Genomic DNA, 25877 nt, shown 5'->3' with positions numbered 1-25877 from the left:
GATTAAAGGAGTGATATTATGGCTTTAATAGAAGTGAAGTTTCCAGGTGGTGTTAGAGTAGATGCCCATATGAAGGGGCAAGTAATAGGAACGGATCAACCTTCATATGCTGGTGGAGAAGGAAGTGCACCTGCGCCGTTTGACTTGTTTTTAGCATCTATTGCGACTTGTGCTGGCATCTATGCCTTGGGCTTTTGTCAAAATAAAGGCATAAGTACTGAAGGCTTAGCGCTGACCATGGATGTGGAAAAAGATCCTGAAACTAAGATGATCGGTAAAGTGAATTTAAATTTGACCTTACCTGAAGGTTTCCCAGAAAAATATAAAGCAGCAATCATTCGTTCAATGGATTTGTGTGCGGTTAAAAAGCACATGTTTAACCCACCTGAATTTGAGATCGTTGCTGAATAAAAGCGTAAAAAATTTAATATAAGCCTCAAAACACCGTGACTGATGTTTTGAGGCTTTATTTTATTTAGTCAATTTATCAATTGCACTAGAAATGGTCTTTTGATTTGTAGAAAGTGAGGACTTTAATGTATCAATTTTGTTAGTGACTTCATATGCTTCCTCAGCTGTACTGTTTATTGATTCAGTGATTTCTGTAACAGATTGAGTAACCTGATTAACCATTTCATAGGTTGAATCAGATAGTGATGCAATCTCGACAACCTTCTGATCCACCTTATTAATATCTAAAAGAATGGCATTGATATTTTGTGTTAAATCGTTTGTATATTTTACACCTGTAACGACAACTTCGTCGGTGTGCTTAACCGCTTTTAGGATGTCACTAATATTAGATTGGACATGACTTATAAGCTCGGTAATATTTTGAGTAGCATTTTTTGATTGTTCTGCAAGTTTTCTTACTTCATCAGCGACTACTGCGAAGCCTCTACCATTCTCGCCAGCACGTGCAGCCTCTATAGCAGCATTTAAAGCCAATAAATTCGTCTGCTCACTGATCTGATTGATTAAATCCACGATGCCACCGATTTGATCAGTCGTTTTGTTAAACTCAGTTACAAGATTTGATAAATCTCCTGTAGAATTTGAAATTTTATTTACAGAGTCTGTTAGCTCTCTGATAGCGTGATTGCTATTGACAGCTGCTGTCGTAACTGTTTTGCTAGCATTTTTTGTATCTTCTGTTAAAGTCTTTACGCTGTGTGAGACCGATAACATTTCTTCCATGCTCGCATTAATTTCTTCTACAGAAGATGCGTTAGATTGTGTTTTTGCTGAGATGTCATTGATGCTTTCAATCATTGCACTGATTGCATTAAATGAGTGATCAGTAATGTTTTTAACTTCAGATAAAGATTCACTGATCATAAACTCCTTCTCTAAACTTTTAGCAAATCCAATTGCGCCAACGCATTTACCGTTTTGATCTCTAATTGGGTATGTAACAGCCTTAAAAGGTAAACCATAAACTTCTTTTGGTACGATCGCTTGGATAATTTGGTTGGATGCAATAGTTGCATTTAATGGGTCGTCTTTAGGTATTTTATCTCCAGGATTTACTTTGATTTTTAGTTTGTCGCCAGGGAAATAAGCAATAAATTTTTCTGTATCAACAATAGAGGTCATAACATCATCTTGAAGGATATCTTTTAAGTGCGGTAATACCTTTAAAAAATGTTCAAGATACTTCTTTTGATTGTTGAAAATGGCTTTCAAATTCGTTTCTCCTTCATTTGTAAGATTATTTTGGCATCTGGATGCCTAAAACATAGTAACAATAAAATGACAAGTAGTAAACAATTATTTTGAATGAAGTTGTAAAAATAAAATTATATAGTTCTTATTGATTGCTCAGTTTCCTTCCAAACGTAAGTTATACAAACGAAAATGTCATAAAAATAAAATTATACGCTAGCGCAATTATGTGATAAACTTATCATAGATAGTTAGATAAGTTTCAAATTTAGGAGGCTATATGACATTTAAAGAGTTTAAATACGAACGTCCAGACATGACAGCTATGAAGGCGTCATTTGAAAATCTTTTAATTGAGTTCAATAAAGCGGACACTGCAGCGATTCAAATCGAAGTGATTCATGAGATCAACAAACTTAGAAATCACATGGAATCAATGGCACAATTGGTTTCTGTACGTCATACGATTGATACAGAGGATGCATTTTACGATGCTGAGAATGATTTTATCGATGAAGCAACACCGCTCTATCAAGAAATGGTTAATCAATATTACCAAGCTATGAATGCTTCTAAATTTAAGCCAGAATTGATTGAAGCTTTTGGTGAGCACATTTTTAATATCATTGAGGTACAGCTTAAAACCTTTCATCCTGATATTATTGAAGATCTTAAAGAAGAAAATATGTTGATGTCGAAGTACACGAAGCTACGTACCTCTGCGAAAATTCCATTTGATGGTAAAGAACTTAATTTGGCTCAAATGGTACCTTATTACGAATCCAAAGACCGTCATATTAGAAAAGCAGCTGAAGAAGCGGCTACAAAGTTCTTTGAAGCGAATGAAGCTGCATTTGATGATCTTTATCAAGATCTAGTTACTGTCCGCCATCGTATCGCAAGAAAACTCGGCTTTGAGAACTTTATTCCATTAGGTTATATGAGACTTTCAAGAACAGATTACGATGAAACTATGGTTGCATCTTATCGTAACCAAGTTTTAGAAGAGCTTGTACCTCTTGCATCTGAACTCAGAGCAAAACAGGCGGATCGCTTGGGTGTGGATGAACTTAAATACTATGATGAACACTTATCCTTTATGACAGGAAATGCAAACCCAAAAGGCGATGCAGAATGGATTATTGAAAATGGTAAGAAAATGTATGAAGCCTTATCGGCAGAAACTGGTGAGTTCATCAATTTCATGCTAGACACTGAGTTGATGGATCTTGAAGCGAAAAAGGGTAAAGCAGGCGGTGGTTACTGTACTTATATCAGTGATTATAGAGCGCCTTTCATCTTTTCAAACTTTAATGGAACTTCTGGTGACATCGATGTATTAACACATGAGGCGGGGCATGCTTTCCAAGTTTTCCGATCAAGAGATCATGAGCTTCCTGAGTATCAGTTCCCAACACTTGAAGCATGTGAGATACATTCGATGAGTATGGAGTTTTTAACCTATCCTTGGATGGAAAGTTTCTTTAAAGAAGATGTTGATAAGTATAAGTTCAATCATGTGAGTGGTTCTCTACTATTTATCCCTTATGGTGTACTCGTAGATGAATTCCAGCATTTTGTTTATAGTAATCCAGAAGTGACACCAGCAGAGCGCAAAGCGAAATGGAGATCACTCGAAAAGAAATATTTACCTGACAAAGTCTATGAAGAAAATGACTTCCTTGAAAGAGGTGGATTCTGGTTTAGACAAGGTCACATCTTTAGTGATCCTTTTTATTACATCGATTATACATTAGCACAAGTGTGTGCTTTCCAATTTTATCTTAAATCTTTAGATAATAGAGAAAAAGCTTGGGCTGATTATTTACATCTGTGCAATTTAGGTGGTAGTCTACCATTTACAAAGTTACTTGTTGAAGCTGGCCTTGACAGCCCATTTGAAGCGGGTTCTATAAAAAAAGTGATTCCAGCTTTAAGAGCAGAATTAGGTAAAATCGACGACTCAAATTTTTAGGAATAAAAATTATTGATAAAAGTTAAAAAAATATTGCAATACCCTTGAAAAAATCAGTTGAAAAAGCTTGTCGTTTCGCATAAAATGAAGTAGACAAGAAAGACAATCCTATATTGTACCAAGTGATGATAATGCGAGATATCGAAAGGTAGCCGAAGGAGCAATGTTTATGTTTGCCGACATGACAGAATCTCTCAGGCAAAAGTAGTGTTATCTGATGGAACTCTGGAGAGCCCTTTAAGTAGGCACCGAAGGCGTAAAGGCAAAGTTATACTTTGCGAAAACTCTCAGGTAAAAATACAGAGGTATATAATGGCGGCTAGCATTGCTATACCATTGTATACCTCTTTTTTCATTTCTACTTTAAACAGGCGAATTGGCGAAAATGATTATTAAATGAGGAGGTTGCATTATGGATTCAGTTAAAAAAACAGCCCTCTACGATGAACACGTAGCAGCAGGTGGCAAAATTATAGATTTTGCTGGTTGGGCATTACCAGTTCAGTATGAAGGGATCATTGAAGAACATGAGGCAGTAAGAAATGCTGCTGGCATGTTTGATGTGTCACACATGGGAGAAGTTGAAGTTACAGGTAAAGGTGCTTTTGCTTTTGTTCAGAACTTAGTGACAAATGATGTTGCAACTTTAGAGGATAACCAAATTCTTTACGCTATGATGTGCTATGAGCACGGTGGTGTTGTAGATGACCTCTTAGTGTACAAGTTTAATGATGAACATTTCTATTTAGTAATCAATGCAAGCAATGTTGAGAAAGACTTTGCTTGGATGCAAGAACAATCAAAAGGTTTTGACATCAGTTTGGTCAACCTATCATCAGAAGTATCTGAAATCGCACTTCAAGGTCCAAATGCACAAGAAATTCTTCAAAAAATTGCTGATGTAGACTTAACTAGCATTAAATTCTTCTATTGCAATAGAAATGTGACGATTGAAGGCGTTAAATGCTTGGTTTCAAGAACTGGTTATACTGGCGAAGATGGTTTTGAAATCTATGCAGATCATGAAGGTATCGTTAAAGTATGGCAAAAATTACTTGAAGTAGGCAAAGAGCTTGGTCTTAAACCGGCAGGTTTAGGCTGTAGAGATACACTTAGATTTGAAGCGACTTTACCACTTTATGGTCATGAAATTGATCAAAACATTACACCACTTGAAGCTGGCTTAGGTTTCTTTGTTAAACTAGGCACTGATAACTTCATTGGTAAAGATGCTTTAGTGGCACAAAAAGAAAACGGACTACCAAGAAAAACGATTGGTCTTGAAATGGTGAAAGGTATTCCTCGTCAAGGCTATGAAGTACTTGCTGGAGACGAAGTGATCGGTGTTATTACGACAGGTTATATGTCGCCAACACTTAAGAAGAACATTGCTTTAGCGCTTGTTGATGCGAAATATGGTGAAATGGGCTCTGAGCTTCAAGTTAGAGTTCGTAAAAACCTTTTCCCTGCAACCGTAGTAAGCAAACGTTTCTACCAAAAGAATTACAAAAAATAATCAATATTGGTTGCTATAAAAATTATGTTTTATGCCAAAAAATAGTTGGTGCAAATTAAATTTGAGGTATACTGATTTTAAGGGCAATTGGCCCTAAAATATATAATCATCAGGAGGGTATTAAAATGAAAGTTGTAAGCGGATTATATTATACAAAAGACCATGAGTGGGTTAAAGTGGATGGCAACGAAGCATTAGTTGGTATCACAGATTTTGCACAACATCAATTAGGTGCAATCGTATATGTAGAATTACCTGAAGTTGACGCTGAAATCGATGGCGAAGATAGCTTTGGTACTATTGAATCTGTAAAAGCAGCTTCAGATATGTTAATGCCTGTAACAGGAACAATAGTTGAAGTGAATGAAGAATTAGAAAGCGATCCTTCTTTAGTTAACTCTGATCCTTATGAAACTTGGATTATGAAAATCAGCATTTCTAATCCTGCTGACTTAGATGAATTAATGAACGCGGAAGAGTACGAAGCATTTTGTAACGAGGAGGCATAGGATGTTTCCATATATCCCAAATACTGATCAAGATGTCAAAAAGATGCTTGAAGTACTTGGCATAGACTCGATCGATAGACTTTTCGACGATATTCCAGAAGCAATCAAACTTGGCAGAAGACTTGACATCAATGGCCCTCTATCTGAAATAGAGGTAACTAAAAGAATTAAAAGTATTGCTAATAAAAATATAGGAACAGATGAGCTTGTATGTTTTAGAGGCGCTGGTGCTTATGACCATTCAGTCCCTTCAATCATCCATCATCTCGTTTCAAGATCAGAATTCTATACAGCTTATACACCTTATCAACCAGAAATTAGCCAAGGAACGCTTCAAGCGATCTTTGAATATCAAACGATGATTGCTAATATTACGGGACTTGATGTTTCAAATGCATCTATGTACGATGGTGCATCTGCTACTGCAGAAGCGGCTATGCTTGCAGCTGCAAATCAAAAAGGGGATACAGTTGTTATTTCTGAAACGGTTCATCCACACACTAGAGAAGTTGTAAAAACATATATGCGTTTTTATGGTACTAAGGTAGTGGAAGTTCCAGCAAAAGATGGTGTGACTGATGTTGAAGCGCTTAATGCTGCTGTAAATGCAGATACGGTTGGCGTTATTATTCAAACACCTAACTTCTTTGGTAACATCGAAGATTGTACTGAAGCTGTAGAAGTAACACATGCAAACAAAGCATTATTTATCATGAATGTAGATCCTATTTCTCTTGGCTTCTTAAAAACGCCAGGTGAATACGGTGCTGATATTGCAGTTGGTGAAGGCCAAGTTTTAGGTAACGGCCTTAACTTTGGTGGTCCATACCTAGGCTTTATGGCAGCTTCAACGAAGCAAATGAGAAAATTACCTGGTCGTATTGTAGGTCAAACACTTGACTTAGATGGCAAAAGAGCTTTCACATTGACGCTTCAAGCACGTGAACAACATATCAGACGTGATAAAGCGACTTCAAATATTTGTTCAAATCAAGCGCTCAATGCACTTTGTGCAACCATCTATTTGGGTGCTCTTGGTAAAGAAGGCCTTGCAGAAGTTGCAAAAGAGTCAGCTAAAAAAGCTTATTATGCTTATAATAAACTGATTGCAACTGGCAAATTTAGACCAGTCTATAATCAACCATTCTTCAGAGAGTTTGTTCTTGAGACAGATAAAAACGTAGATGTATTAAACGATGAGCTTGCTGCAAGAGGCTTCTTAGGCGGATACAATATCGGCAAAGACTATGCAACCGATAAAAACCTCATCATGTTCTGCGTCACTGAAAAACGCACAATCGAAGAAATCGATTGTCTCGTAAAAGCAATGGAGGAAATCACATGGTAAACTACGATCAACTTATATTTGAAATTTCAAAAGAAGGTAGACGCGCTTATAAATTGCCTACCTGTAAAGTTGACAGTGTGAATCTTGATGATTTAATTCCTGCAGCTTTACGCAGACAAGAAGAAATCGTACTTCCAGAAGTAAGCGAGCCGCAACTGGTGAGACACTATACTAGACTTTCTAATAAAAACTTTGGTGTAGATACAGGTTTTTATCCACTTGGCTCATGTACGATGAAGTATAACCCAAAAATCAATGAGGATATGGCAGCATTACCTAAATTTGCTTCACTTCATCCACAACAAGATGAAAAGCAAGTTCAAGGTGCTTTAGAACTCATGTATGATCTTTCTGGCAAACTTGCTGAAATCGGTGGTATGGATGCATTTTCACTCCAACCAGCAGCAGGTGCTCAAGGTGAGTTAGCTGGTCTTATGATCATTAAAGCTTACCACGAAAAAAGAGGCGATTTGAAAAGAACGAAAATTATCGTTCCTGACTCAGCACATGGTACCAACCCAGCAAGTGCAAACGTTGCTGGCTTTGATATCGTAGAAATCAAATCAACTAGAGACGGTGCAATTGATCTTGAAAATCTCAAAGCTGTATTGAGTGATGAGATTGCAGGCTTAATGTTAACGAATCCAAGCACTCTTGGTTTATTTGAGAAAAACATCGTTGAAATTGCGAAGCTGGTTCATGAAGCTGGCGGACTTTTATACTATGATGGCGCTAACCTAAATGCGATTATGGGTCAAACAAGACCTGGCGATATGGGCTTTGACGTTGTTCACTACAATTTACACAAAACCTTTACGACACCACATGGTGGCGGTGGCCCAGGTTCTGGTCCAGTAGGCGTTAAAAAGCATTTAGAAGCATTCTTACCTTATCCAGTGGTGAGTAAAAATGAAGAAGCTTACTTCTTAGATTACAATCGTCCTGATTCTATCGGTAAAGTAAAGGCGTTCTTCGGCAACTTCGGTATCATGGTAAGAGCTTACACTTATATTCTTACAATGGGCGCTGAGGGATTAAAACGTGCATCTGAGATGGCCGTTTTAAATGCGAACTATATTCAAGAAAAACTAAAAGGTCATTATACTTTACCAGTAGATACTATTTGTAAACACGAATTTGTTCTTGCTGGTTTAGGTAATGAGTTAAGTACATGCAGTACTTTAGATGTGGCTAAGAGATTACTAGATCATGGGTATCATCCACCTACAATCTATTTCCCACTCATCGTTCCAAATGCAATTATGATTGAACCAACTGAAACTGAAAGTCTTGAAACGCTCGATTCTTTCATCGATGTAATGATTCAAATCAGTAAGGAAGCTGATGAGAATCCGGATCTGCTTCACAATGCACCTACAACAACACCAATTAGACGTGTTGACGAGGTACTTGCAGCAAGAACACCGGTTCTTAAGTGGCAAAAGTAATCTTTAGGAGGCAGTAATGCAAAAGAGTATCATCGTAATAGGTGGCGGACCGGGCGGTTATGTTGCCGCAATCAGAGGTGCTCAATTAGGAGCAAAAGTCACATTGATAGAAAGACATAAAATCGGCGGGACGTGTCTAAATTACGGTTGTATTCCAACTAAGACACTGTACAAAAATGCTGAATTACTTCACACTTTAAAGCACATCGAAGATTTCGGTATTAAAGTGGATCAATATAGCATCGATGTTGATAAAATTCAAAGCAGAAAAGACGAAGTGGTAAACACGCTTGTCGGTGGTATCGAGCAAGTTGTGAGAGCAAATGGCGTAGAAATCATAGACGGTTCTGCAAGTTTTATCGACAACAAAACAGTAAAAGTTGTAAAAGCTGACGGAGAAACTGTAGAAATCAGTGGTGATGATATCATCATCGCCACTGGTTCAACTTCTGCAATTCCACCATTTGAAGGCGTTAAACTGCCTGGTGTAATTACGAGCAAAGAGCTTTTAGAATTTACAGAAGTACCAGAAAAATTAGTCATCATCGGAGGCGGCGTTATCAGTATGGAGTTTGCAGGCATATTCGCGGCTCTTGGCTCTGAAGTATCAGTCGTCATCAGAAGTGACAAATTCCTTAAAGAAGTAGATTCTGAAATTACAAAACGATTTGGCGCAATGCTTAAAAAGAAGGGCATTGAGCTCCACAAATCAGTTGAAAACATGGCGATCGTCCAAACTGAAAATGGTCTTGCTGTAACGGGTACAACTAAGAAAGGTGAAGTTTCTTTCCCTGCTGACAAGGTACTTCTTTCGACAGGTAGAGTACCTGTTTATAAAGATTTAAATCTTGAAGCGATTGGTGTTGAAACCTCTAGAGCAGGTATCGTAGTCGATAAACATTCATTTAAAACAAATGTGGATCATGTTTATGCAATTGGTGATGTAAATGGCATTATCATGTTAGCGCATGCAGCTTCTCATCAAGGTATTGCTGCAGTAGAACACATTATGGGAATTGAACATCATGGCAATCACGATGCGATTCCAAACTGTATTTTCGTATTCCCAGAAATCGCAGGCGTTGGTATTACAGAAGATGAAGCGATTGAAAAAGGGATTGAAATTAAGAAAAGTAAATTTATGTTCGGTGCAAATGGTAAAGCACTTTCGATTGGTGAACCAGATGGTTTTATTAAAGTAATTTCAGACATGAACGATGTCGTTTTAGGTGTTCATATTATGGGTCCACACGCTTCAGACTTAATCGCTGAAGGGACACTTGCGGTTGCAAATAGAATGACAGTTGATCAAATCGCAAACACAGTACATGCGCATCCGACACTCGCTGAATCTTTTGCTGAAGCAACTCTAGGTCTTAAAGGTGAAGCGATTCATATGGCACCACCAAAATCTAAAAATAGTGTTATCCCTCGAAAGAGGACCCTATGAATATGATGATTGAGGAGAAAATGATGAATTTTGATTTAATTAAGAAAAATGATCCAGAGCTTTATGAATCAATGGAACTTGAGTTAAATAGACAGTCTAACAATATCGAATTAATCGCATCAGAGAACTTTACTAGCTTAACCGTAATGCAAGCGATGGGTTCTCACCTTACTAACAAATACGCTGAAGGTTATCCTCATAAGAGATACTACGGTGGCTGCGAGTATGTAGACATCAGTGAAGATTTAGCTAGAGACAGAATGAAAGCTTTATTCGGTGCTGAACACGCTAACGTTCAACCGCACTCTGGCTCACAAGCTAACATGGGTGTTTATATGGCAGTTCTAGAGCCAGGTGCTAAAATTCTTGGTATGAACTTATCAGATGGTGGTCACTTAACACATGGTAGTCCAGTTAACTTCTCAGGAAAACTTTATAACTTTATATCATATGGTGTAAATGAAGATGGTTTTATCGACTACGAAGCACTTCGTGCACAAGCTGTAGCTGAAAAACCTCAAATGATCGTAGCAGGTGCTTCTGCATACTCTAGAACGATTGACTTCGCTACAATCAGAGATATTTGTGATGAAATTGGTGCACTTATGATGGTCGATATGGCGCATATCGCAGGTCTTGTAGCCGCTGGTCTTCATCCAAGCCCAGTACCTTACGCAGATTTCGTAACGACGACAACTCATAAGACACTTCGTGGTCCAAGAGGTGGCGCTATCCTTTGTAAAGAAAAATATGCAAAAGAGATCGACAAAGCGATTTTCCCTGGTATTCAAGGTGGTCCGCTAATGCATATCATTGCTGCTAAAGCAGTTTGTTTTAAAGAAGCGATGTCAGAAGAGTTTAAATCATATCAAAAACAAGTGGTTGAAAACGCACATACGCTTGCTGAAGCACTTCATAACAAAGGCTTCAAAATCGTATCTGGTGGTACAGATAATCACTTGATGCTCTTAGATTTAAGAAATAAAAACATCACTGGTAAAGAAGCTGAAAAACTACTTGATAGCATCGGTATTACAACCAATAAAAATACCGTTCCTAACGAAACGGCAAGTCCTTTTGTTACAAGTGGTATCCGTATTGGAACGCCAGCATCTACTACTAGAGGCTTTGGCAAAGAAGAAATGCTAGAAATTGCAGATATTATCAGCTGGACGATAGAAAATCGTGAAGCAGACTTAGACCCTGCAAGAGCTAGAGTAAAAGCACTTTGTGATAAATTCCCTTTATATAGGGATTAATCAATAACGTGTCGAGCACAACCTCGGCACTTCCGACCCCACTGAAAAGCGGCTCTTCATTTGAAGGGCCGTTTTTCTTGTCAAAAAGACGATTGAAGCGTAATATATTATTCGGTACATGAGTTTGTATAAAAAATAATATTGAAATCATTTGAGTAGGAGAAGTATGGTAAAAGTTATAAGAGATAAAGTAGCTGAAGAAGTCGTTTTAGTGATAGCACTTTTAATTTCAGTGGTGACTTCATTTTATGTGACACCTAATTTAAAATCCATTGACGTGAATGTTCTTTTAGCATTGTTTAACTTAATGTTGTTAAGTTTGGCTTTTGAAAAGTATCAAGTTCTAGATTTCATGTCTTTAAAACTTATAAAAAAAGGTAGGAATTTGCGGAGAATTGGTGCGATTTTAATTTCGGTATCAGCCGTACTGGGAATGCTGATTACGAATGACGTTGCGCTTCTTACTGTCGTTCCTTTAACTTTAATTTTAAGTAATAGGGCAAAATTTGATCCCTTTAAAATTGTCGTATTAGAAACAGCGGCAGCGAATATAGGGAGTAGTTTAACGCCTTTTGGAAATCCTCAAAATCTTTATTTGTTTAATTTCTTTAATCTCAAATTTATAGATTTTGTACAGATGACGGCTCCTTTTGTATTTGTGGGTATGGTATTGCTTTATTTTGTGAACTTGAGTCAAAGTAAAAATCTTATAGACATACAAATTAAAGACATTATATTGAAGGATAAAAAGAAAATCACATATTATCTATTCTTATTTGTAATTGTTATTTTAGCTATCTTAAACTATTTTGACTTGAAAGTGATTACAACTATTTGTATGATTAGTTTCTTATTATTGGATCGTAAGCTTTATAAAAAAGTGGATTATTTTTTATTGTTAACATTTGTTTGTTTCTTTATTGCGGTTGATAATTTCACTAGAATTGAGAGCATCAATGTATTTTTGAATTCTCTACTATCAACAGATAGAAATACATTTTTTGTATCGATTGGATTATCTCAGATCATAAGCAATGTACCAACCGCAATTCTATTGAGCAGTTTTACAGAGTTTAATAAAGCATTGATTATTGGTGTTAATGTTGGGGGTGTTGGTACGATGGTAGCGTCATTGGCAAACCTGATTTCATTTAAGCTTTACACGAAAAAATTCAAGGGTTCAAGGTATAAAAAATATTTTTATTCATTGAACATAATCGTTTTGATACTCTTGATGACATTTGTAATGGTTTTTTATTGAAACAGTGAAATAGCACAATAAGCGAGCAGAAGGGCCATTACTACGTTGATAGGTTTGTAGTAGTTGGCCATAAACCGTTGAAAGAGAGAACCAAATAATGCCCAACTGCTCGTAGATAAAAAGCTTACAAATGCCAAGCATATCGAAAATATGATAAGGACGATTTTGTTTTCATAGTAAGGAATGATAAAAGTTGACACCGTTGTAATGCTATAGAGTATGGCTTTGGGATTGACAAATTGTAATAAAACACCTGATCTAAATCCTGTAGGTCGACTAATTTCATTTTTTGAAGATATGGGTTTGGATTTAAGGGTTTTATAGGCTAGCCATAAAATATAGGCAGCACCAATGCAAGTTACAATCCCTTTAAAAGTTGGGAGGTAATTATATAAGGTTACCGCAAACAGATTAGAAAGGATCAAAATTGTAAAAAAACCAACTGCTACGCCAGTATTAAAGGCTAGACTTTTTTTAAACCCATTATGTGTTGCATTGGTCATCGCCATAATATTATTGGGACCAGGTGTAAAAGAGGTGATAAAAACATAGGAAACAAATGCGATAAAGTTTGGCAAGGGATTACCTCCTGTTTTAATATATGGTATAATGCACATATAGGATAATATAATGTTTGGATAATATAATAATACATATCGTGCAGTATAATGTCAATTGATATTTTGGAGGCTATTTTGGATAAGATGAATGCAATTATCTCAGAAAATCTTAAAAGATTAAGAGAAGAAAGAGGACTAAGTCTTGAAAATACAGCAAAACTAACAGGTGTAAGTAAAAGTATGGTTGGTCAGATAGAAAGATGCGAAGTAAACCCTACCATATCGACCATCTGGAAGATTGCAAACGGCTTTAAGATTTCATTTACAGAACTGATAACACGTCCGAAAGCCAGTGTTGAATATGTAAGTAGAAGTGAAATCGAACCGTTGGTTGAGGATGAAGGTAGGTTTCGCAATTACGCATTAATGCCATTTGATGCTGAGAGACGTTTTGAAATCTATTCCACTGACCTAGACCCTACAGCAAATTTGGAATCTGAGCCACATCAAAAGGGAACAGAAGAGTTTGTTATAGTAAATGCAGGTGAGTTAACAGTTACCATTAATCATCAAAAGTTTACTGTAAAAGAAAATGATTCAATCAGATATAAAGCTGATGTGACACATCGTTATCAAAATTTATCATCTGAAGTCTGTTCGTTTACAATGATTATTTATTATCCTGAGCATTAAGACTTTTGATATTATGAATGACTAAATATAGCCATGAAACAGAGGCGTGAAACGATTAAAATTAAATCTATCCATGATTTTTAAGAAGGGTTTAATTGATAATTAAGATATTAAGACTATATTGATTATGAGTGTGAAAATAAGTCTAAAATGAGGTGCTCTATGGCAGGATGGATATTATGGGGATCAAGCTTATTGTTACTGGTGACTTTTATAGGCGTCTTTTATGGTTATGGAAAACCCAGTCGTGGTAAAATTTTTGGCATTAGATTATCAGAAATGTTCTTCGAAGAGGATGCAATAAAAGAAGTCATTTCAAAGTACAAAAGAAGAAATCGAGTGTGGTTTTGGATTGCTTTTATATCGATGTTTGGTATGATCTATAAAACCCCTTTCTTTTCGATTACATTTTCAATATTTATGGCCTGGACTCTATTTGTGATTATAGGAAAGCTATGGCTATTTGGTAGCGCATATGAACAGATGAAAGCAATCAAAAAAGAAATGGGATGGTATGATAAATCATTAGACTATGAAGAAGATTGTTGGTATGGTGGCCAATTTTATTATAATCCTGAATCAAAACAATTTTGGGTAAAGAGTCGTTCGGGATTACAAGGAGGAAATATAACCTTAAACCTTGCCAATAAAAAGGCGAGATGGACGATGATCATAACATTGGTTCTAACCGTTGTTATCTTATTTCCTTTATGGGGAAGTGTGATTTTAGAGGATGTGTCTGAGCCCACATTTAAATTTGAAGAACAGACGTTGAATATGAAATCCGTATTTTCAAGAACTTCAATAGATTTATCATCTGTAACATCGGTTGAAATTGTTGATCGACCAACCCAAGGTAGCAAATTAAACGGTTCAGCTACTGAAAGATATGCAAGAGGTAAGTTTTATTACAGCCCCTATGGCAATTGTAAGGTTTATCTTTTTAAATCTTCTGATATAGCAATATTAATTGAGGCGACAGATGCGTTACCAACTCTTATTAATAAAAAGACGAATGATGAAACAATACTTTTATTTGAACAAATTGTACAAAAATTGAACGAATAATTGGCATTATTCAATTTTGACACGTTTTTTTGACTGTAGAATAAAATAAATATGAACATTATACAAAAAAAACTTGATTTTATTTGCCTTTAATGGGTAAAATATAAGAAATATTTTCCGGAGGCAAACATGAAAGTTTATTTAGTAAGACATGGAGAACCGAGTTATACGCCATGCACACAACGTCATCTTAAAGGACAGGGTAGAGATTTAGCTGCTTTAAATGATGATGGTATTAACCAAATTTTAACGACTACAATGCCTCTATTAATTGGTAATGATGCACAAATTATTCTGACATCGCCTTATACGAGAGCATTACAGTCGGCTGCAATTATTGCAGCTAAAACGGGTTTGTTAACAAAGTCAGTGCATGATATGCACGAATGGATTCCTGATTTGACTTTTAATTATACCTCATATAAAGAGTTAAAAGCCATTTATCAACACTTTTATGATCACAAAGGTATCAAGACAGAGGCAGTGGCACAAGAAGAGTATGCTGTCTGGGAAGACTTAGAGACCTTTAGAGAGCGTGTTAATTCAGCTCTAATGCCTTATTATGGTTTATACTCAAGTGTTATTGTAGTCGCACATGGAATGGTTATTCAGTCTCTTTGTGGCAGACACATCGGTTATGGCGAGGTATTCCAAATGGAGTTTCATCCAGATATGAAGTTTCCAGAATGGCAGTTTACTGCTCCAAAGATCGAAACACATGATTTAAAGATTTCTTATCATGAATCTTTGCTTAAAAATAAAGCGGACATTTTAGATGAGCAAACAAAGTGAAGAAAGATAGTGAAACAGCAACAGAAAAAGAAAAAGAAAAAGAAAAAGAAACAGTGACAGAAAGGTACTTCATCATAATTACTCAAAATATAAAGAGGGTGCAAATGCACCCTCTTAGTCTTTATTCAAATTTATCGTAGTAAATGTGCTCTTCAGGCATCCCTTTTGATTCAAGAATTGGAATAACTGAATCAATCATAACAGGGCTACCACACAGGTAGGCTTCAGAATTTGAAGCGTCTGATAGGTACTTTTCAAGCATGTCGGTTACACGACCAACTTCACCGGTCCAGTTATCCTTTTCTGATGGTCTGGACAAGCATGCAACAAGTTTAAAGTTAGGCATATCCTTTTCAAGCTCAGCCAAGGTATCCATTTCAAAAAGGTCTTCTGAGGTTCTAGCGCCAAAGAAGAATGTAACCTTACGATCGATCTTATTTGAACGCATATACTTTAAGATGGACATAATAGGCGCCATACCAGTACCGATTGCAACCATAACCATTTCTCTATCGTTGTCCTGATAGAAAAAGTCCCCATAAGGGCCAACGACAGTAAGCTTCATGCTTGGCTTTAGGAAATTATGGACGTAAGTCGTTGCTTTACCTTCCTTTACATAACCGATATAGAGCTCGACGGCCTTGGTATCGACAGGAGAAGAGGCGATGGAATAAGCTCGATATACTTCTTCATCACTGCCTTTATATTTTGGCGCTAAAATTTGAACGTATTGTCCTGCTTTAAATGTTATTTCTTCAGCTTCTGGAAGTCCAAGCCTTAAATGTTTGATCGTAGGCGTAACATCTTTAATAAACTCAACGTGATAGTCGTATTGCTTAACACTAAAGAGTTCTTCCGGAATTTGAATTTGCATGTCATTTCTAACCTTACATTGACAGGAGAGACGCACGCCTTCTTCTCTTTCCTTCGGAGTAACATAGCCTAACTCAGTAGCAAGAATTTCACCGCCACCATCAGTAACGGTAACTTTACAATAGCCACAGCTACCTTTACCACCACAAGCAGATGGAATGAAGATTTTTTGTTCAATTAGAGCAGAAAGTAATGTATCGCCACCTTCTACCGTTAGTTCCTTCGATTCATTAATAACAATCTTTTTTTCACCATAATTGGCAATGGTTTTATTCGCAATTGAGAGAAGCAATGCGAGGAGACCTGTTATGCCACTTATGGTTAAAACAGTTACACCAATCGTTTCCATAATTGCCTCCTATTGAATTTGTACGATGCCAGAAAATCCTAAAAATGCAAGTGCCATAATTCCAGTTATGATGAGTGTAATACCTGCACCTTCAAGACCTTTAGGGATCTTAGCGCCCATTATTTTCTTTCTGATACCAGCCATAGCTACGATGGCAAGTGTCCATCCTAGACCAGATCCCACACCAAATGCAAAGGATTGAATCAAGTTATACTCTCTAATAATCATAAATAACGAAACCCCTAGAATCGCGCAATTTACTGTAATCAAAGGAAGGAAAATTCCTAGAGAGTAATATAAGGATTCAAAATAGCGTTCAATAATCATTTCAACCAGTTGAACGAAGGCAGCGATAACAATGATAAAAACGATGAATCTTAGATATTCGAGTCCAAGTGGTACTAAAATCGTATAATAGACGATGTAGTTTAGGACAGAGGTTGTAGCGAGTACAAAGGTGACTGCTTGACCCAAACTCAGTGAAGTCTTGATTTCGCTTGAAACTGCAATAAAAGAACACATTCCAAGGAAGTTGGATAAAATCATGTTGTTTGTAAATATGGATGCGAAAAAAATAACGAGTGGATGGATTTCAATCATGCTTTAGCACCTCCTTTTTGATCTTCTTCTTTAGGGAAGAGTTTTGCTGTAACCCAAATGACGATACCGATCATAAAGAATGCGCCTGGAGGCATGATCATAAGCGTCCAATTGACCCAACTGTCAGGCATGATTTGGATACCGAAAAGCGTACCGAATCCAAGAAGCTCTCTAACAAACGCAACAGACATGAGTACTAATGTGTAACCTAAACCCATAATCAAACCATCGAAAAATGAGATAAATGGCTTGTTGTTTTGTGCGAAAGCTTCTGCACGGCCCATGATAATACAGTTTGTAATAATCAAACCAACATAAGGACCAAGCGCTTTTGACATTTCAGGCATATAAGCCTTTAAGAAGATATCTAGAATAATAACATATGCTGATATGATCAAAGTTTGCACCATCATACGAATATGCTTAGGTGTAAAAACTCTAATCAGTGATACTGTAAAGCTTGAAAAGGCGGTTACAAACATCAAACCAACGCCCATAATAAAAGAGTTTGATAGTAAATTTGTAACGGCAAGGGATGAACAAATGCCTAAAATCTGTCTAAATACAGGATTGTCTTTATAGATACCGGCTTTAAAAACGCGGATGACTTCCTTCATAGATTAGCCTCCTTTGCAAAGCTGAGAGTTTCTGTTACAAAAGCATTTACCATTTTTCTAACAGAGTCTGTCGTTAAGGTTGCACCTGTGATGCCATCTATATTGCCACCGTCAGCCGGTTTTAATATGATGGTTTGAGCTTCAGAAAGTGAGATGCCCCTAAATTGCTCTTTAAACCAGCTTTCCTCGATTCTTCCCCCAAGTCCAGGTGTTTCAGAGTGTGAAACAAAGTCGATGCCTAAGATTTTTGTGAACTCACTGTCAAAAGCAATATAACCTGTTATTGTTCCCCAAAGTCCTGTACCAGAGAATTTGAAAGCATATCCTTTTAAACCATCTGCATCACGATACTCATAATAAGTTTGCTTATTATAAGTCTGTTCAGTAATGCTTTCATTAAATGCGGCATCAACCTCTGTATCAGAATCAGATACTGGAAGATCGACGACATATAGTATTGAACGTTTCACGCGCAATGCTTCTTGTTCTGCAATTATCCCTGAACTGCTCTCGTTGATAAAAGCGAGAACTGCTGTGTAGATAACGGTTATAGCGATCATAAACAATACTGGATAAACAATTTGTTTTTTCTTAGCCATTGCTTACCTCCTTATTGAGTTTTGCCTTTCTAGCTTTTTTTATGCTATTAACCGCTTCATCAATGATCGGTGCAAAGGTGTTTCCTATTAATATAGCAAACATGATACCACCGGCGAATAATGCAAAGCTTCTAATGATTACAGTTATTATCCCAATTAGTAAACCGTAAACGATTCTACCTTCGAATGTTTTTGGTGATGAAATTGGATCTGTTGCCATAAATACGGCACCAAATAATAAACCACCTGAGAATAATCCATATACAGGATTTAACACTTGCTCAAATCCTGCGAAGAAAAAGACACTACTCATCGCTAAAAATCCGATAATGACAGAAAAAATAGTTTCTTTAGCAGCAGTTTTTGTGTAAATCAAATAGATTGCTGCAAGAATGATGAGAACGGCACTTGTTTCTCCGATTGATCCTGCGATATTACCAAACATTAGCTTCAATATTGGTAACTCATCACCAGATGCTCTATAGATTAACATAGGTGTGGATTGTGTAACGGCATCTATGGTTTCGCCCAAGTAGGTAGTAAAGCCACCTAAGATACCACTAACTGGTTTTGTCCAATGTAGTGTTAAAAATTCAGGGAAATTGACATAGATAAATGCTCTTCCTACTAATGCTGGATTAAATGGATTCTTACCAAATCCACCAAATACCATTTTACCAAACAATACACCAAAAATAATCCCTATGATAGCAATCCAATAGGGTGTACTTGGCGGTAAGGTTAAAGTAAAAAGGATATTTGTGACCAAAACAGCTTCAGTAATTTTCTTTGTTGTTTTACGAACAAAAATCCATTCTGTTAAACAACCGAAAAAAGAAACGACTAAAAGTAGTGTAAGTACTCTAAGTCCAAAGAAATAAATACCAGCTAAAACAAGAGGTATTAATGCGTAAACAACTTTTCTCATCATCATTTGCTTCATAAATTTTATGTTTTTAAGCGAAAGATTCAAGATGGTTCCCTCCTAAAAAGATTATGACATTAGAATAAGATAGTTCTGTAATTCTTTTATATCCAAAAGTTATGGTGATATATCAAAAAATGTGAAAAAAATTCATTAAAATATTTCAAAAAGATTACAGATGAAAAAAATGCTCAAATTTGTCACCGAAAAAATTAAACCTTTCCGTATATTATAGCGAAGGTCGATCAAAAGAAACAAAGGAGAGTGCAAAATGAAAAAGAATCTAAAACCGATGGTTATGATTTTGATGGCTTTGGTGCTGGTTATTTCACAAGTTTCTGTGGTAACTTTTGCCGACAACAATGGTAGAGGTAACAGCCCAAAAACTGACACCGATAAGTCACAAGTCAAAGAACAAGAAAAAGATGAATTCGAATATAGAAATCAAGTTACTGAAGAAACCAAAGCTGAGCTAAGAGAAAGATTGAAGTTAATGGTAAGCTTAGGCGATGGTAACTGGTTAGGCTTACCTGAAGGTTTAGCTAAGAAAGGCTACCTTAATTATGGACTTTCTAAAAGATATGCAAATGGAGATTTCCCATTTGGTTTGGCTAAGAAAATTAAAGATTTTAGATATGGCGATTATGATTCAGAACAAAGTCTAGATTCGTTTAAAGCTTTAATAGTAAGTGCAAAAACAAGATTGTCCACTGAAAATACAAAAGTTTACTTAGCAGGTGCAAAAGAACAATTACAAATCGCAGTAACCAATGCAGAAACATTCGTTACAAACTACAATAGTTCAAAAGCTTATTTGATTAAAACAGAATACAATAAACTCTTAAATGCAATTAAGCTATTTGATAATAGCGAAATCGTATCGGGAACTTACATTGATAATTTGAAAGTCCTATACAATGACCTATTAATCTATAAAGCAAACTATTATTCTAAATTAACACCTGCAAAACAAGGTGCTTTGGATAATTTAATTGCAGAAATTAACAACTACATCAAAGTAACTTCACCTTCAGTATTAACTTTAGGTATTTACAATGATTTATTTAAAAAAGCTGAATCGTTTAAAGATCAATTGGATCAACTAAAAGATTTGATTGATTCAGCAGAAGCATTATTATATGTAAACCCAGAAGTGACACCACTTGTATTTAAACAAGTTGAAGGTATTTTACCTGGTAATTATCTGGTTGGATCGAATTTAACGTTACAAGCTGCTATCGCAACTGCGAGCACATTTGTTGCTAATTATTCAAATCAAACCGTGACAACCATTGAAAATGAGTATTTTAAACTTTGGACAGCAATGGAAGCTTTTAAAAACAATATCGTATTAGGTGAAGATGATTTATTGACTCTAGCAGCTGTTAAAGTTGAACTTCAGGCTTATTATGAAACCTATTATGTTGAAGGTACTAATCCTTTAACATCGTTAGTTGCTTTAATTAATGATATTCAAACTTATTTAGATAAGACAAATCCATTAACGCAAGCGAAATTAAACTATTTCCTTGATGCATCAAAAGTCTATATCAAAGATTTATATGATGCAGTAAAACTTGAACTACAAGCACAAATCAATATGTCAAATGCACTGTTGACAGATGTTAATTATATTAATACCGATGTTACAAGAACCAATTTACAAGCAAAAGTTACCGCTGCTACGAATTATTTAAATGGTTCAACTCACAAATACAATGAGTTAAAAACCTACATTAGTGAACTTGACGCACTTAACACCGCATTTGTTACAGCTGGTGTTCAAGCATTAGTGAATCAAGCAAACACTTTACTAGCAGATGGTAAAACCTATGGAGACCCAGAACGTACAGCTTTAATTGCAAAAGTAACCGCAGTTCAAGCCTATTTAGGTGGTAGCGATATTCAAGTTGCTCAACTTAAAACGTACGTAGTTGAGCTCAACACGGCTATTAAAGCATTTGTTGACTCAGAAGTTGTTCTACCATAGTAAAACAGCCCCATTTCTATTCTATACAGAGTGGTCCCCAATCGAAAGAAAGGGGGCCATTTTGCTTTTTGAAATTGTGCGAATTATTGACAATATTTAACGAGTTTCTAATTTCTTTTAAGTGGCTTTATGGTATAATGTTCCGGGAAGTAAAAGAAGTTAATAACAGAAGTTTACGAGGGTGTAGGGGGTATTTATGAAGGTCGCTATAGTAGGAGCTGGTGCAGGTGGTAGTAAGTTGATTGAACTGTTTAACGACATAGATGAGATAGAAGTCGTTTCGGTAATTGATAAAAATTTGCAGTCACCAGGAATAGAGCTCGCAAGGAAAAATAACATTCATTATTCAACTGAAATCAGAGACATTGATTCAAAAGCAGATATGATCGTAGAAGCTACTGGTAATCATAAGGTTTATGAATTAGTTAATTCTCATTTTGGTGGAACTAAAAAGATTATTGAATCAGACGCTGCACAAATGATGATGTTTATTGTTGATAAACAAATCGATATGAGAAAAAGACTCAATTTCCAGTTGGATGAGATCAATAAAACAAGTTTAAAATTACACTCTGAGATGAATAAAATTGTTAATATCACTGAAGATTTAAACCAGATAAACAAAGACTTGGCAGCATCAGCGGAACAGTCAAACCTGTTTATAGAAAAAACAGATGAGATGACGAGAGCTGTAAATAAGATCACACAGCAAATTAAAATATTAGGATTAAATGCAAATATCGAAGCAGCAAGAGCAGGTGAGCATGGTCGTGGTTTTTCAGTGGTCGCTACTGAGGTTCAAAAGATGTCTGATTCTACCAGTGAGTTTGCAACTCAAATCTCAGATCTGCTAAAGTCATTGAAACATGAAAATGAAAGAATTTCGTTAGAAATTAACAAACTAGACGGAATCTCAGGGGACCAAAAATCCATAACACATCAAGCAAAAAATATCGTTGATGAATTGAAAAACATTTAGTATTCAAAGGGAAAGTGAATAGATTATGACACTTTCCTTTTTCTTTTGCAAAATTACCGTGTTTAAATTTGTTGTTACTATTTACTAAATAAATTGAAACTTTTGAAGACCTATAATAAAATTATATTGAGATTTTGTTGCTTTAAGTCAATTTATATAAGACTAGATTATTATACAAAATTAAATGAAAAATTAGAGGTGTAAAAAGAAGATGAAAAATTTCTTAGATAAGATCAAATTAGGGAGACAAGCGACGTTGTTTGATTCTTATTTATACGTCTTAAAAGGATTTTTAAGCATATTAACAGGCTATATCCTATTCCATAATCATAGCATTATTGGTAAAGATATGATTTCGCTTTTATTTGGTATGATGCTGACACTTGAACCAATTAATATTATTGGCATTAAAAGTGGTCTGGATCAGATAAAAGCAAGTATACTAGGTGGGGTTGTTACTGCGATTCTCGTCAGTCTGTTTGGTGTGAATGCATTGACCATACCGCTTGGTGTTGCAGCGACAATGTATATTTCACTTAAGTTTAATTGGCGATTTGTTTCACCAGTGGCAATTTTTACTGCAATCTATATGACACAGTATATACAATTAGATGCAATGGGGATGCCTAGTATGCTGATTACTTTAAGGCTGAGACTTCTTGCTTTAGGTAGCGGTATTGCGATTGCGATATTTTATAATTATCTTTTTTCAAAATTTTTCTACTCAAATATGCTTAGAAAAAGATTGGTTTATATTGTTGAAAGCTTAAGGACATATCTAAATTCATATATTTCACATGAAGATGATGGCGAAATGACTTCATTAAAAAAGGACATCACAGGCTTATTTGGAGATATTGATCTAGTCATCAGTCAGATAGGGGATTTTAACAAAATTGATACTGAGAAAATCCCATACGATCATTATAGATGTGCATTACAAGAGCTAAGGGATTTTACGCACTACACACTTGACGTTATCATGTATCGAATGCGCCATGATAAAGGTGTGGCAGATTTAACGATACTAGAAATGTTAGTCGCTCTACTTTCTGAAATTCAAACTGTTGTTGAAACTAAAAAAAGTGATACGACTAAACTGAAAGTGAAAATTCAGAGTGTCGAATCACTTGATCTAACAGATGAAGGCTATTTAAGTGAATTAAGATTAACTTGTGTAAATGCTGCGAAGTGCTTTTTATAAAGATAAAAGCACTTCGTTTCTTTTTTGAATGATCTCATCGATTCGAGTCTGAGTTTCATCTCTGAGCTTTGAAAGCTCATGTAATATAGCCTCAGCACGTTCGTGATTTTCAGAGATTGTCTCATAGGCACGATCAATTTCCTCTTGTATCGTCAAATCATTTAAAACGTTGACAAAGAAGGTTTCAAATGCTTTTGAAAGTGAGTTAACTTGTATATCACTTAAGTTAAAGTAATGCCTTAAATCTAAAAGTTCACGTCCTAATAGCATCGCTTTGTGACTTGAATCTTTAATGTATTGACTGGCACGATTGATGCAATCCTCTTTAACCGATACTGGGATTAAGCCACCACCTAGTTTATCGAAAACGCCCCAATTCATTGCAGGAATTAGGTCTTCTCTTGCATTGGTTAAACTTGAGATAAGTTTTTTACATGCGACGATTGCCTCGTCGAGCTCCTTTTGCTTGCCTTGTAAAAAACGGAGCTCACTTTCAAGCGAATCTATTTGTGAAACGCCAAGCGATAAAGCCCATGCACGCTTAATATTGAGCAAAGTTTCATATTCTTGTTCGATACTATCGTTATTTGCTAGATGCTCTGTAATGGACTTGATTTCAGCACCAGCAAGTGCCATTTTTTCGATTAAAGAATTGTATTTATACTCTGCAATTTTCATTTCGCGATATTCTTGGTCTCGCATACTTTCGTATTGCTCAGAGAATAGTGTAACAAGCTGTTTCTCTGAAAGTTTTTCAATTCTATTATAATCGTAAGTTTCTTTTTTTAGCTGTGACTGAAGACGAATCTCTTCTTGAGCCATTTGAGCTAACTCTTCTGCTATGTGTTTGCGTTTTGCTTTTAAATAATCTCTAAAAGCAACTTCTTTAGATAACTCATCCAAACGACTAAATGATTCCATACAGCCTCCTAGCACTTGTATTGCTATAAGTTATTATACCCAAAAGCAGTACAGAAATTTATTAAAAAAGAATTAATTTGAAAAATCCTTTAAAGCAGTTGTGCCATGCGAGTTTTTAAGGTAATCTGATTAAGTAAGTCAAGTTAAAAACCTAACGTGAAAGGAAAATGCCTGTGTTGATTGATTATTTAGTAATCTACGGTATAGTTTTTGTTTTAGGCATAACGATCGGATCGTTTTTAAATGTGTGCGTCTATAGAATTCCGGAAAATTTAAGCATTATCAAGCCGAGATCAAGATGTGGTAATTGCGGTCATACTTTAAATGCTTGGGAGCTAATTCCCTTAGTCAGCTGGCTTATGCTTAGGGGAAAATGCCACAACTGTAAAACACGAATTTCAGTACGCTATCCATTGGTAGAATTACTTGAAGGGCTACTTTTTGTTCTTGTATTTCATAAATTTGGCGTCACTGTTTTAACATTACTATTTTGGCTTTTTGTTGCGATTATGACAGTTGTTTTTTTTATAGATATAGATCATAGAATCATTCCAAATAAAGTGGTGATTTTTGCAGCTGTTGCTGGTATATTGCCTGTGGGGCTTCATTACACAGCCGGTTACATGTTTTATTCCAATGGCATTTTAGAACCGTTCATTAGTGCGGTTTTGCCCAGTGGGCTAATGCTAGTGATAGCCCTACTATCAGTTGCAGTGTTTAAAAAAGCTGGTATCGGAATGGGGGACGTCAAAGTATATATCCCAATTGGGCTGTTTCTAGGGTGGCGACTTTCGCTTCTAAGCATCTGGATTACCTTTTTTTTAGGTGGGTTGTTTGGTGTTTTGTGGATTTTAGTGTTTAAAAAAAGCAAAAATGACTATATTCCTTTTGCGCCATTTATTGTGATTTCATCTTTAATTGTTTTATTTTGGGGGAATAGTATTTTGAGTTATTTATTTTAGAACAAAAATCAGTACAATTACAGACTGAAAAATAGCCTATGTTTACGATAAAACAAGGTTTCAGCGGTAATTTTAGGATTTACATCATTTATTTCTTAGTGTATAATTTTAATTAATTAATCAATTAGGCAAACTACCTGAAAAGGTAGGACGCAAAGTTTGAAGTCTAAGGCAAAAGCTATGACCGTTCAACTGCAGTATATAATTACTGCAGTTTTTTTATTATATTGTTTTGAGTGAAGATTCTGTCATTGACAAAACACTATTAAAAAACAAAAATAGTGGTATAAGAGTTATAATACAAGTATTACACA

General features: G+C 35.8%; 24 protein-coding genes and 2 riboswitches. Of the genes, 16 read left to right on the top strand and 8 right to left on the bottom strand.

The features are described 5' to 3' along the window. The first annotated feature begins 18 nt into the window (after nt 1–18). Nucleotides 19–411 carry an OsmC family protein gene (locus AC4PID_RS03030; protein ID WP_492134094.1) on the top strand — a complete coding sequence of 131 codons (393 nt, stop codon included), beginning with the start codon at nt 19–21 and terminating at the stop codon, nt 409–411. 60 nt (nt 412–471) lie between these two features. Here the strand turns inward: AC4PID_RS03030 and AC4PID_RS03025 are convergent, their stop codons facing one another. Further along, the gene (locus AC4PID_RS03025) at nt 472–1686 is read right to left on the bottom strand and encodes a methyl-accepting chemotaxis protein (RefSeq protein ID WP_492134093.1); all 1215 of its coding nucleotides are present in this window, start codon (nt 1684–1686) and stop codon (nt 472–474) included. A gap of 259 nt (nt 1687–1945) precedes the next feature. Here AC4PID_RS03025 and AC4PID_RS03020 point away from each other — a divergent pair, with 259 nt between their 5' ends. From AC4PID_RS03020 to AC4PID_RS02985, 8 genes are all read left to right on the top strand, one after another. Next, the gene (locus AC4PID_RS03020; protein ID WP_492134092.1) at nt 1946–3640 is read left to right on the top strand and encodes a M3 family oligoendopeptidase; all 1695 of its coding nucleotides are present in this window, start codon (nt 1946–1948) and stop codon (nt 3638–3640) included. Between the two features lie 215 nt (nt 3641–3855). Further along, nucleotides 3856–3953: riboswitch (glycine riboswitch) on the top strand. Nucleotides 3954–4052: 99 nt separating this feature from the next. Then, on the top strand, nt 4053–5156 hold the full coding sequence (gcvT, locus tag AC4PID_RS03015; RefSeq protein WP_492134091.1) for a glycine cleavage system aminomethyltransferase GcvT: 1104 nt from the start codon (nt 4053–4055) through the stop codon (nt 5154–5156). 125 nt (nt 5157–5281) lie between these two features. Beyond that, nucleotides 5282–5665 carry a glycine cleavage system protein GcvH gene (gcvH, locus tag AC4PID_RS03010; RefSeq protein ID WP_492134090.1) on the top strand — a complete coding sequence of 128 codons (384 nt, stop codon included), beginning with the start codon at nt 5282–5284 and terminating at the stop codon, nt 5663–5665. A 1-nt stretch (nt 5666) separates the two neighbouring features. Then, on the top strand, nt 5667–7013 hold the full coding sequence (gene gcvPA / locus AC4PID_RS03005) for an aminomethyl-transferring glycine dehydrogenase subunit GcvPA (RefSeq protein WP_492134089.1): 1347 nt from the start codon (nt 5667–5669) through the stop codon (nt 7011–7013). Continuing rightward, complete coding sequence (gene gcvPB / locus AC4PID_RS03000) at nt 7007–8461, top strand: aminomethyl-transferring glycine dehydrogenase subunit GcvPB (RefSeq protein WP_492134088.1); 1455 nt, start codon at nt 7007–7009, stop codon at nt 8459–8461. The genes gcvPA and gcvPB overlap by 7 nt, the downstream gene beginning before the upstream one ends. Before the next feature lie 16 nt (nt 8462–8477). Then, complete coding sequence (lpdA, locus tag AC4PID_RS02995; protein ID WP_492134087.1) at nt 8478–9911, top strand: dihydrolipoyl dehydrogenase; 1434 nt, start codon at nt 8478–8480, stop codon at nt 9909–9911. Between the two features lie 23 nt (nt 9912–9934). Continuing rightward, nucleotides 9935–11170, top strand: coding sequence for a serine hydroxymethyltransferase (gene glyA / locus AC4PID_RS02990; RefSeq protein ID WP_492135347.1), 1236 nt, complete (start codon nt 9935–9937; stop codon nt 11168–11170). Nucleotides 11171–11336: 166 nt separating this feature from the next. Continuing rightward, nucleotides 11337–12431, top strand: coding sequence for an SLC13 family permease (locus AC4PID_RS02985; RefSeq protein WP_492134086.1), 1095 nt, complete (start codon nt 11337–11339; stop codon nt 12429–12431). Here AC4PID_RS02985 and AC4PID_RS02980 read toward each other — a convergent pair. Continuing rightward, nucleotides 12425–13009: a LysE family transporter gene (locus tag AC4PID_RS02980; protein WP_492134085.1), complete on the bottom strand. Its 585-nt coding sequence runs from the start codon at nt 13007–13009 to the stop codon at nt 12425–12427. The two genes, AC4PID_RS02985 and AC4PID_RS02980, sit on opposite strands and share 7 nt — an antisense overlap. Nucleotides 13010–13135: 126 nt before the next feature. On the opposite strand from AC4PID_RS02980, the gene AC4PID_RS02975 reads away from it, so the two are divergent. From AC4PID_RS02975 to AC4PID_RS02965, 3 genes are all read left to right on the top strand, one after another. After that, a complete protein-coding gene (locus AC4PID_RS02975) occupies nt 13136–13684 on the top strand; it encodes a helix-turn-helix domain-containing protein (protein ID WP_492135346.1) in 549 nt (182 codons plus the stop codon). Between the two features lie 162 nt (nt 13685–13846). Then, nucleotides 13847–14752 (top strand): PH domain-containing protein, encoded by a 906-nt coding sequence (locus tag AC4PID_RS02970; protein ID WP_492134084.1) that lies wholly within the window; start codon nt 13847–13849, stop codon nt 14750–14752. A gap of 129 nt (nt 14753–14881) precedes the next feature. After that, a complete protein-coding gene (locus AC4PID_RS02965; protein ID WP_492134083.1) occupies nt 14882–15544 on the top strand; it encodes a histidine phosphatase family protein in 663 nt (220 codons plus the stop codon). A gap of 121 nt (nt 15545–15665) precedes the next feature. Here AC4PID_RS02965 and AC4PID_RS02960 read toward each other — a convergent pair whose 3' ends face one another. Genes AC4PID_RS02960 through AC4PID_RS02940 form a run of 5 tightly spaced genes read right to left on the bottom strand, consistent with a single transcriptional unit; the run spans nt 15666 to nt 19555 of the window. Continuing rightward, nucleotides 15666–16766, bottom strand: a complete 1101-nt coding sequence (locus tag AC4PID_RS02960) for an NADH:ubiquinone reductase (Na(+)-transporting) subunit F (RefSeq protein WP_492134082.1) — start codon at nt 16764–16766, stop codon at nt 15666–15668. Nucleotides 16767–16775: 9 nt separating this feature from the next. After that, the gene (locus AC4PID_RS02955) at nt 16776–17366 is read right to left on the bottom strand and encodes an NADH:ubiquinone reductase (Na(+)-transporting) subunit E (protein WP_492134081.1); all 591 of its coding nucleotides are present in this window, start codon (nt 17364–17366) and stop codon (nt 16776–16778) included. Next, on the bottom strand, nt 17363–17983 hold the full coding sequence (locus AC4PID_RS02950) for an NADH:ubiquinone reductase (Na(+)-transporting) subunit D (protein ID WP_492134080.1): 621 nt from the start codon (nt 17981–17983) through the stop codon (nt 17363–17365). The genes AC4PID_RS02955 and AC4PID_RS02950 overlap by 4 nt, the downstream gene beginning before the upstream one ends. After that, nucleotides 17980–18582 carry an RnfABCDGE type electron transport complex subunit G gene (locus AC4PID_RS02945; protein ID WP_492134079.1) on the bottom strand — a complete coding sequence of 201 codons (603 nt, stop codon included), beginning with the start codon at nt 18580–18582 and terminating at the stop codon, nt 17980–17982. The genes AC4PID_RS02950 and AC4PID_RS02945 overlap by 4 nt, the downstream gene beginning before the upstream one ends. Continuing rightward, nucleotides 18575–19555: an RnfABCDGE type electron transport complex subunit D gene (locus AC4PID_RS02940; protein WP_492134078.1), complete on the bottom strand. Its 981-nt coding sequence runs from the start codon at nt 19553–19555 to the stop codon at nt 18575–18577. The genes AC4PID_RS02945 and AC4PID_RS02940 overlap by 8 nt, the downstream gene beginning before the upstream one ends. 223 nt (nt 19556–19778) lie before the next feature. On the opposite strand from AC4PID_RS02940, the gene AC4PID_RS02935 reads away from it, so the two are divergent. The 3 genes from AC4PID_RS02935 to AC4PID_RS02925 all read left to right on the top strand — a co-directional run bounded on the left by AC4PID_RS02935 (nt 19779) and on the right by AC4PID_RS02925 (nt 23680). After that, a complete protein-coding gene (locus AC4PID_RS02935; protein ID WP_492134077.1) occupies nt 19779–21497 on the top strand; it encodes a hypothetical protein in 1719 nt (572 codons plus the stop codon). Nucleotides 21498–21693: 196 nt separating this feature from the next. Further along, a complete protein-coding gene (locus tag AC4PID_RS02930) occupies nt 21694–22476 on the top strand; it encodes a methyl-accepting chemotaxis protein (protein WP_492134076.1) in 783 nt (260 codons plus the stop codon). A 211-nt stretch (nt 22477–22687) separates the two neighbouring features. Further along, nucleotides 22688–23680: an aromatic acid exporter family protein gene (locus AC4PID_RS02925; RefSeq protein ID WP_492134075.1), complete on the top strand. Its 993-nt coding sequence runs from the start codon at nt 22688–22690 to the stop codon at nt 23678–23680. On the opposite strand, the gene AC4PID_RS02920 is transcribed toward AC4PID_RS02925, so the two are convergent. After that, on the bottom strand, nt 23675–24601 hold the full coding sequence (locus tag AC4PID_RS02920; RefSeq protein WP_492134074.1) for a hypothetical protein: 927 nt from the start codon (nt 24599–24601) through the stop codon (nt 23675–23677). The genes AC4PID_RS02925 and AC4PID_RS02920 overlap by 6 nt on opposite strands. 173 nt (nt 24602–24774) lie before the next feature. On the opposite strand from AC4PID_RS02920, the gene AC4PID_RS02915 reads away from it, so the two are divergent. Further along, nucleotides 24775–25563 carry a prepilin peptidase gene (locus AC4PID_RS02915; RefSeq protein WP_492134073.1) on the top strand — a complete coding sequence of 263 codons (789 nt, stop codon included), beginning with the start codon at nt 24775–24777 and terminating at the stop codon, nt 25561–25563. A gap of 117 nt (nt 25564–25680) precedes the next feature. Continuing rightward, nucleotides 25681–25763: riboswitch (cyclic di-GMP riboswitch) on the top strand. The last annotated feature ends 114 nt before the right edge of the window (nt 25764–25877 follow it).

The organism is Fusibacter sp. QWL-12, from assembly GCF_058683495.1.
This window is presented reverse-complemented; position numbering and strand designations above follow the sequence as displayed.

Coding starts and splice junctions, on each gene's coding strand:
- AC4PID_RS02970 (WP_492134084.1), top strand. CDS start 13,847: ATGGCAGGATGGATATTATGGGGATCAAGCTTATTGTTACTGGTGACT.
- AC4PID_RS02920 (WP_492134074.1), bottom strand. CDS start 24,601: ATGGAATCATTTAGTCGTTTGGATGAGTTATCTAAAGAAGTTGCTTTT.
- gcvH (WP_492134090.1), top strand. CDS start 5,282: ATGAAAGTTGTAAGCGGATTATATTATACAAAAGACCATGAGTGGGTT.
- AC4PID_RS02965 (WP_492134083.1), top strand. CDS start 14,882: ATGAAAGTTTATTTAGTAAGACATGGAGAACCGAGTTATACGCCATGC.
- AC4PID_RS02955 (WP_492134081.1), bottom strand. CDS start 17,366: ATGATTGAAATCCATCCACTCGTTATTTTTTTCGCATCCATATTTACA.
- glyA (WP_492135347.1), top strand. CDS start 9,935: ATGAATTTTGATTTAATTAAGAAAAATGATCCAGAGCTTTATGAATCA.
- gcvPA (WP_492134089.1), top strand. CDS start 5,667: ATGTTTCCATATATCCCAAATACTGATCAAGATGTCAAAAAGATGCTT.
- AC4PID_RS02945 (WP_492134079.1), bottom strand. CDS start 18,582: ATGGCTAAGAAAAAACAAATTGTTTATCCAGTATTGTTTATGATCGCT.
- AC4PID_RS02935 (WP_492134077.1), top strand. CDS start 19,779: ATGAAAAAGAATCTAAAACCGATGGTTATGATTTTGATGGCTTTGGTG.
- AC4PID_RS02985 (WP_492134086.1), top strand. CDS start 11,337: ATGGTAAAAGTTATAAGAGATAAAGTAGCTGAAGAAGTCGTTTTAGTG.
- AC4PID_RS02950 (WP_492134080.1), bottom strand. CDS start 17,983: ATGAAGGAAGTCATCCGCGTTTTTAAAGCCGGTATCTATAAAGACAAT.
- AC4PID_RS03020 (WP_492134092.1), top strand. CDS start 1,946: ATGACATTTAAAGAGTTTAAATACGAACGTCCAGACATGACAGCTATG.
- AC4PID_RS02925 (WP_492134075.1), top strand. CDS start 22,688: ATGAAAAATTTCTTAGATAAGATCAAATTAGGGAGACAAGCGACGTTG.
- gcvPB (WP_492134088.1), top strand. CDS start 7,007: ATGGTAAACTACGATCAACTTATATTTGAAATTTCAAAAGAAGGTAGA.
- AC4PID_RS02975 (WP_492135346.1), top strand. CDS start 13,136: ATGAATGCAATTATCTCAGAAAATCTTAAAAGATTAAGAGAAGAAAGA.
- AC4PID_RS02960 (WP_492134082.1), bottom strand. CDS start 16,766: ATGGAAACGATTGGTGTAACTGTTTTAACCATAAGTGGCATAACAGGT.
- gcvT (WP_492134091.1), top strand. CDS start 4,053: ATGGATTCAGTTAAAAAAACAGCCCTCTACGATGAACACGTAGCAGCA.
- lpdA (WP_492134087.1), top strand. CDS start 8,478: ATGCAAAAGAGTATCATCGTAATAGGTGGCGGACCGGGCGGTTATGTT.
- AC4PID_RS02930 (WP_492134076.1), top strand. CDS start 21,694: ATGAAGGTCGCTATAGTAGGAGCTGGTGCAGGTGGTAGTAAGTTGATT.
- AC4PID_RS03030 (WP_492134094.1), top strand. CDS start 19: ATGGCTTTAATAGAAGTGAAGTTTCCAGGTGGTGTTAGAGTAGATGCC.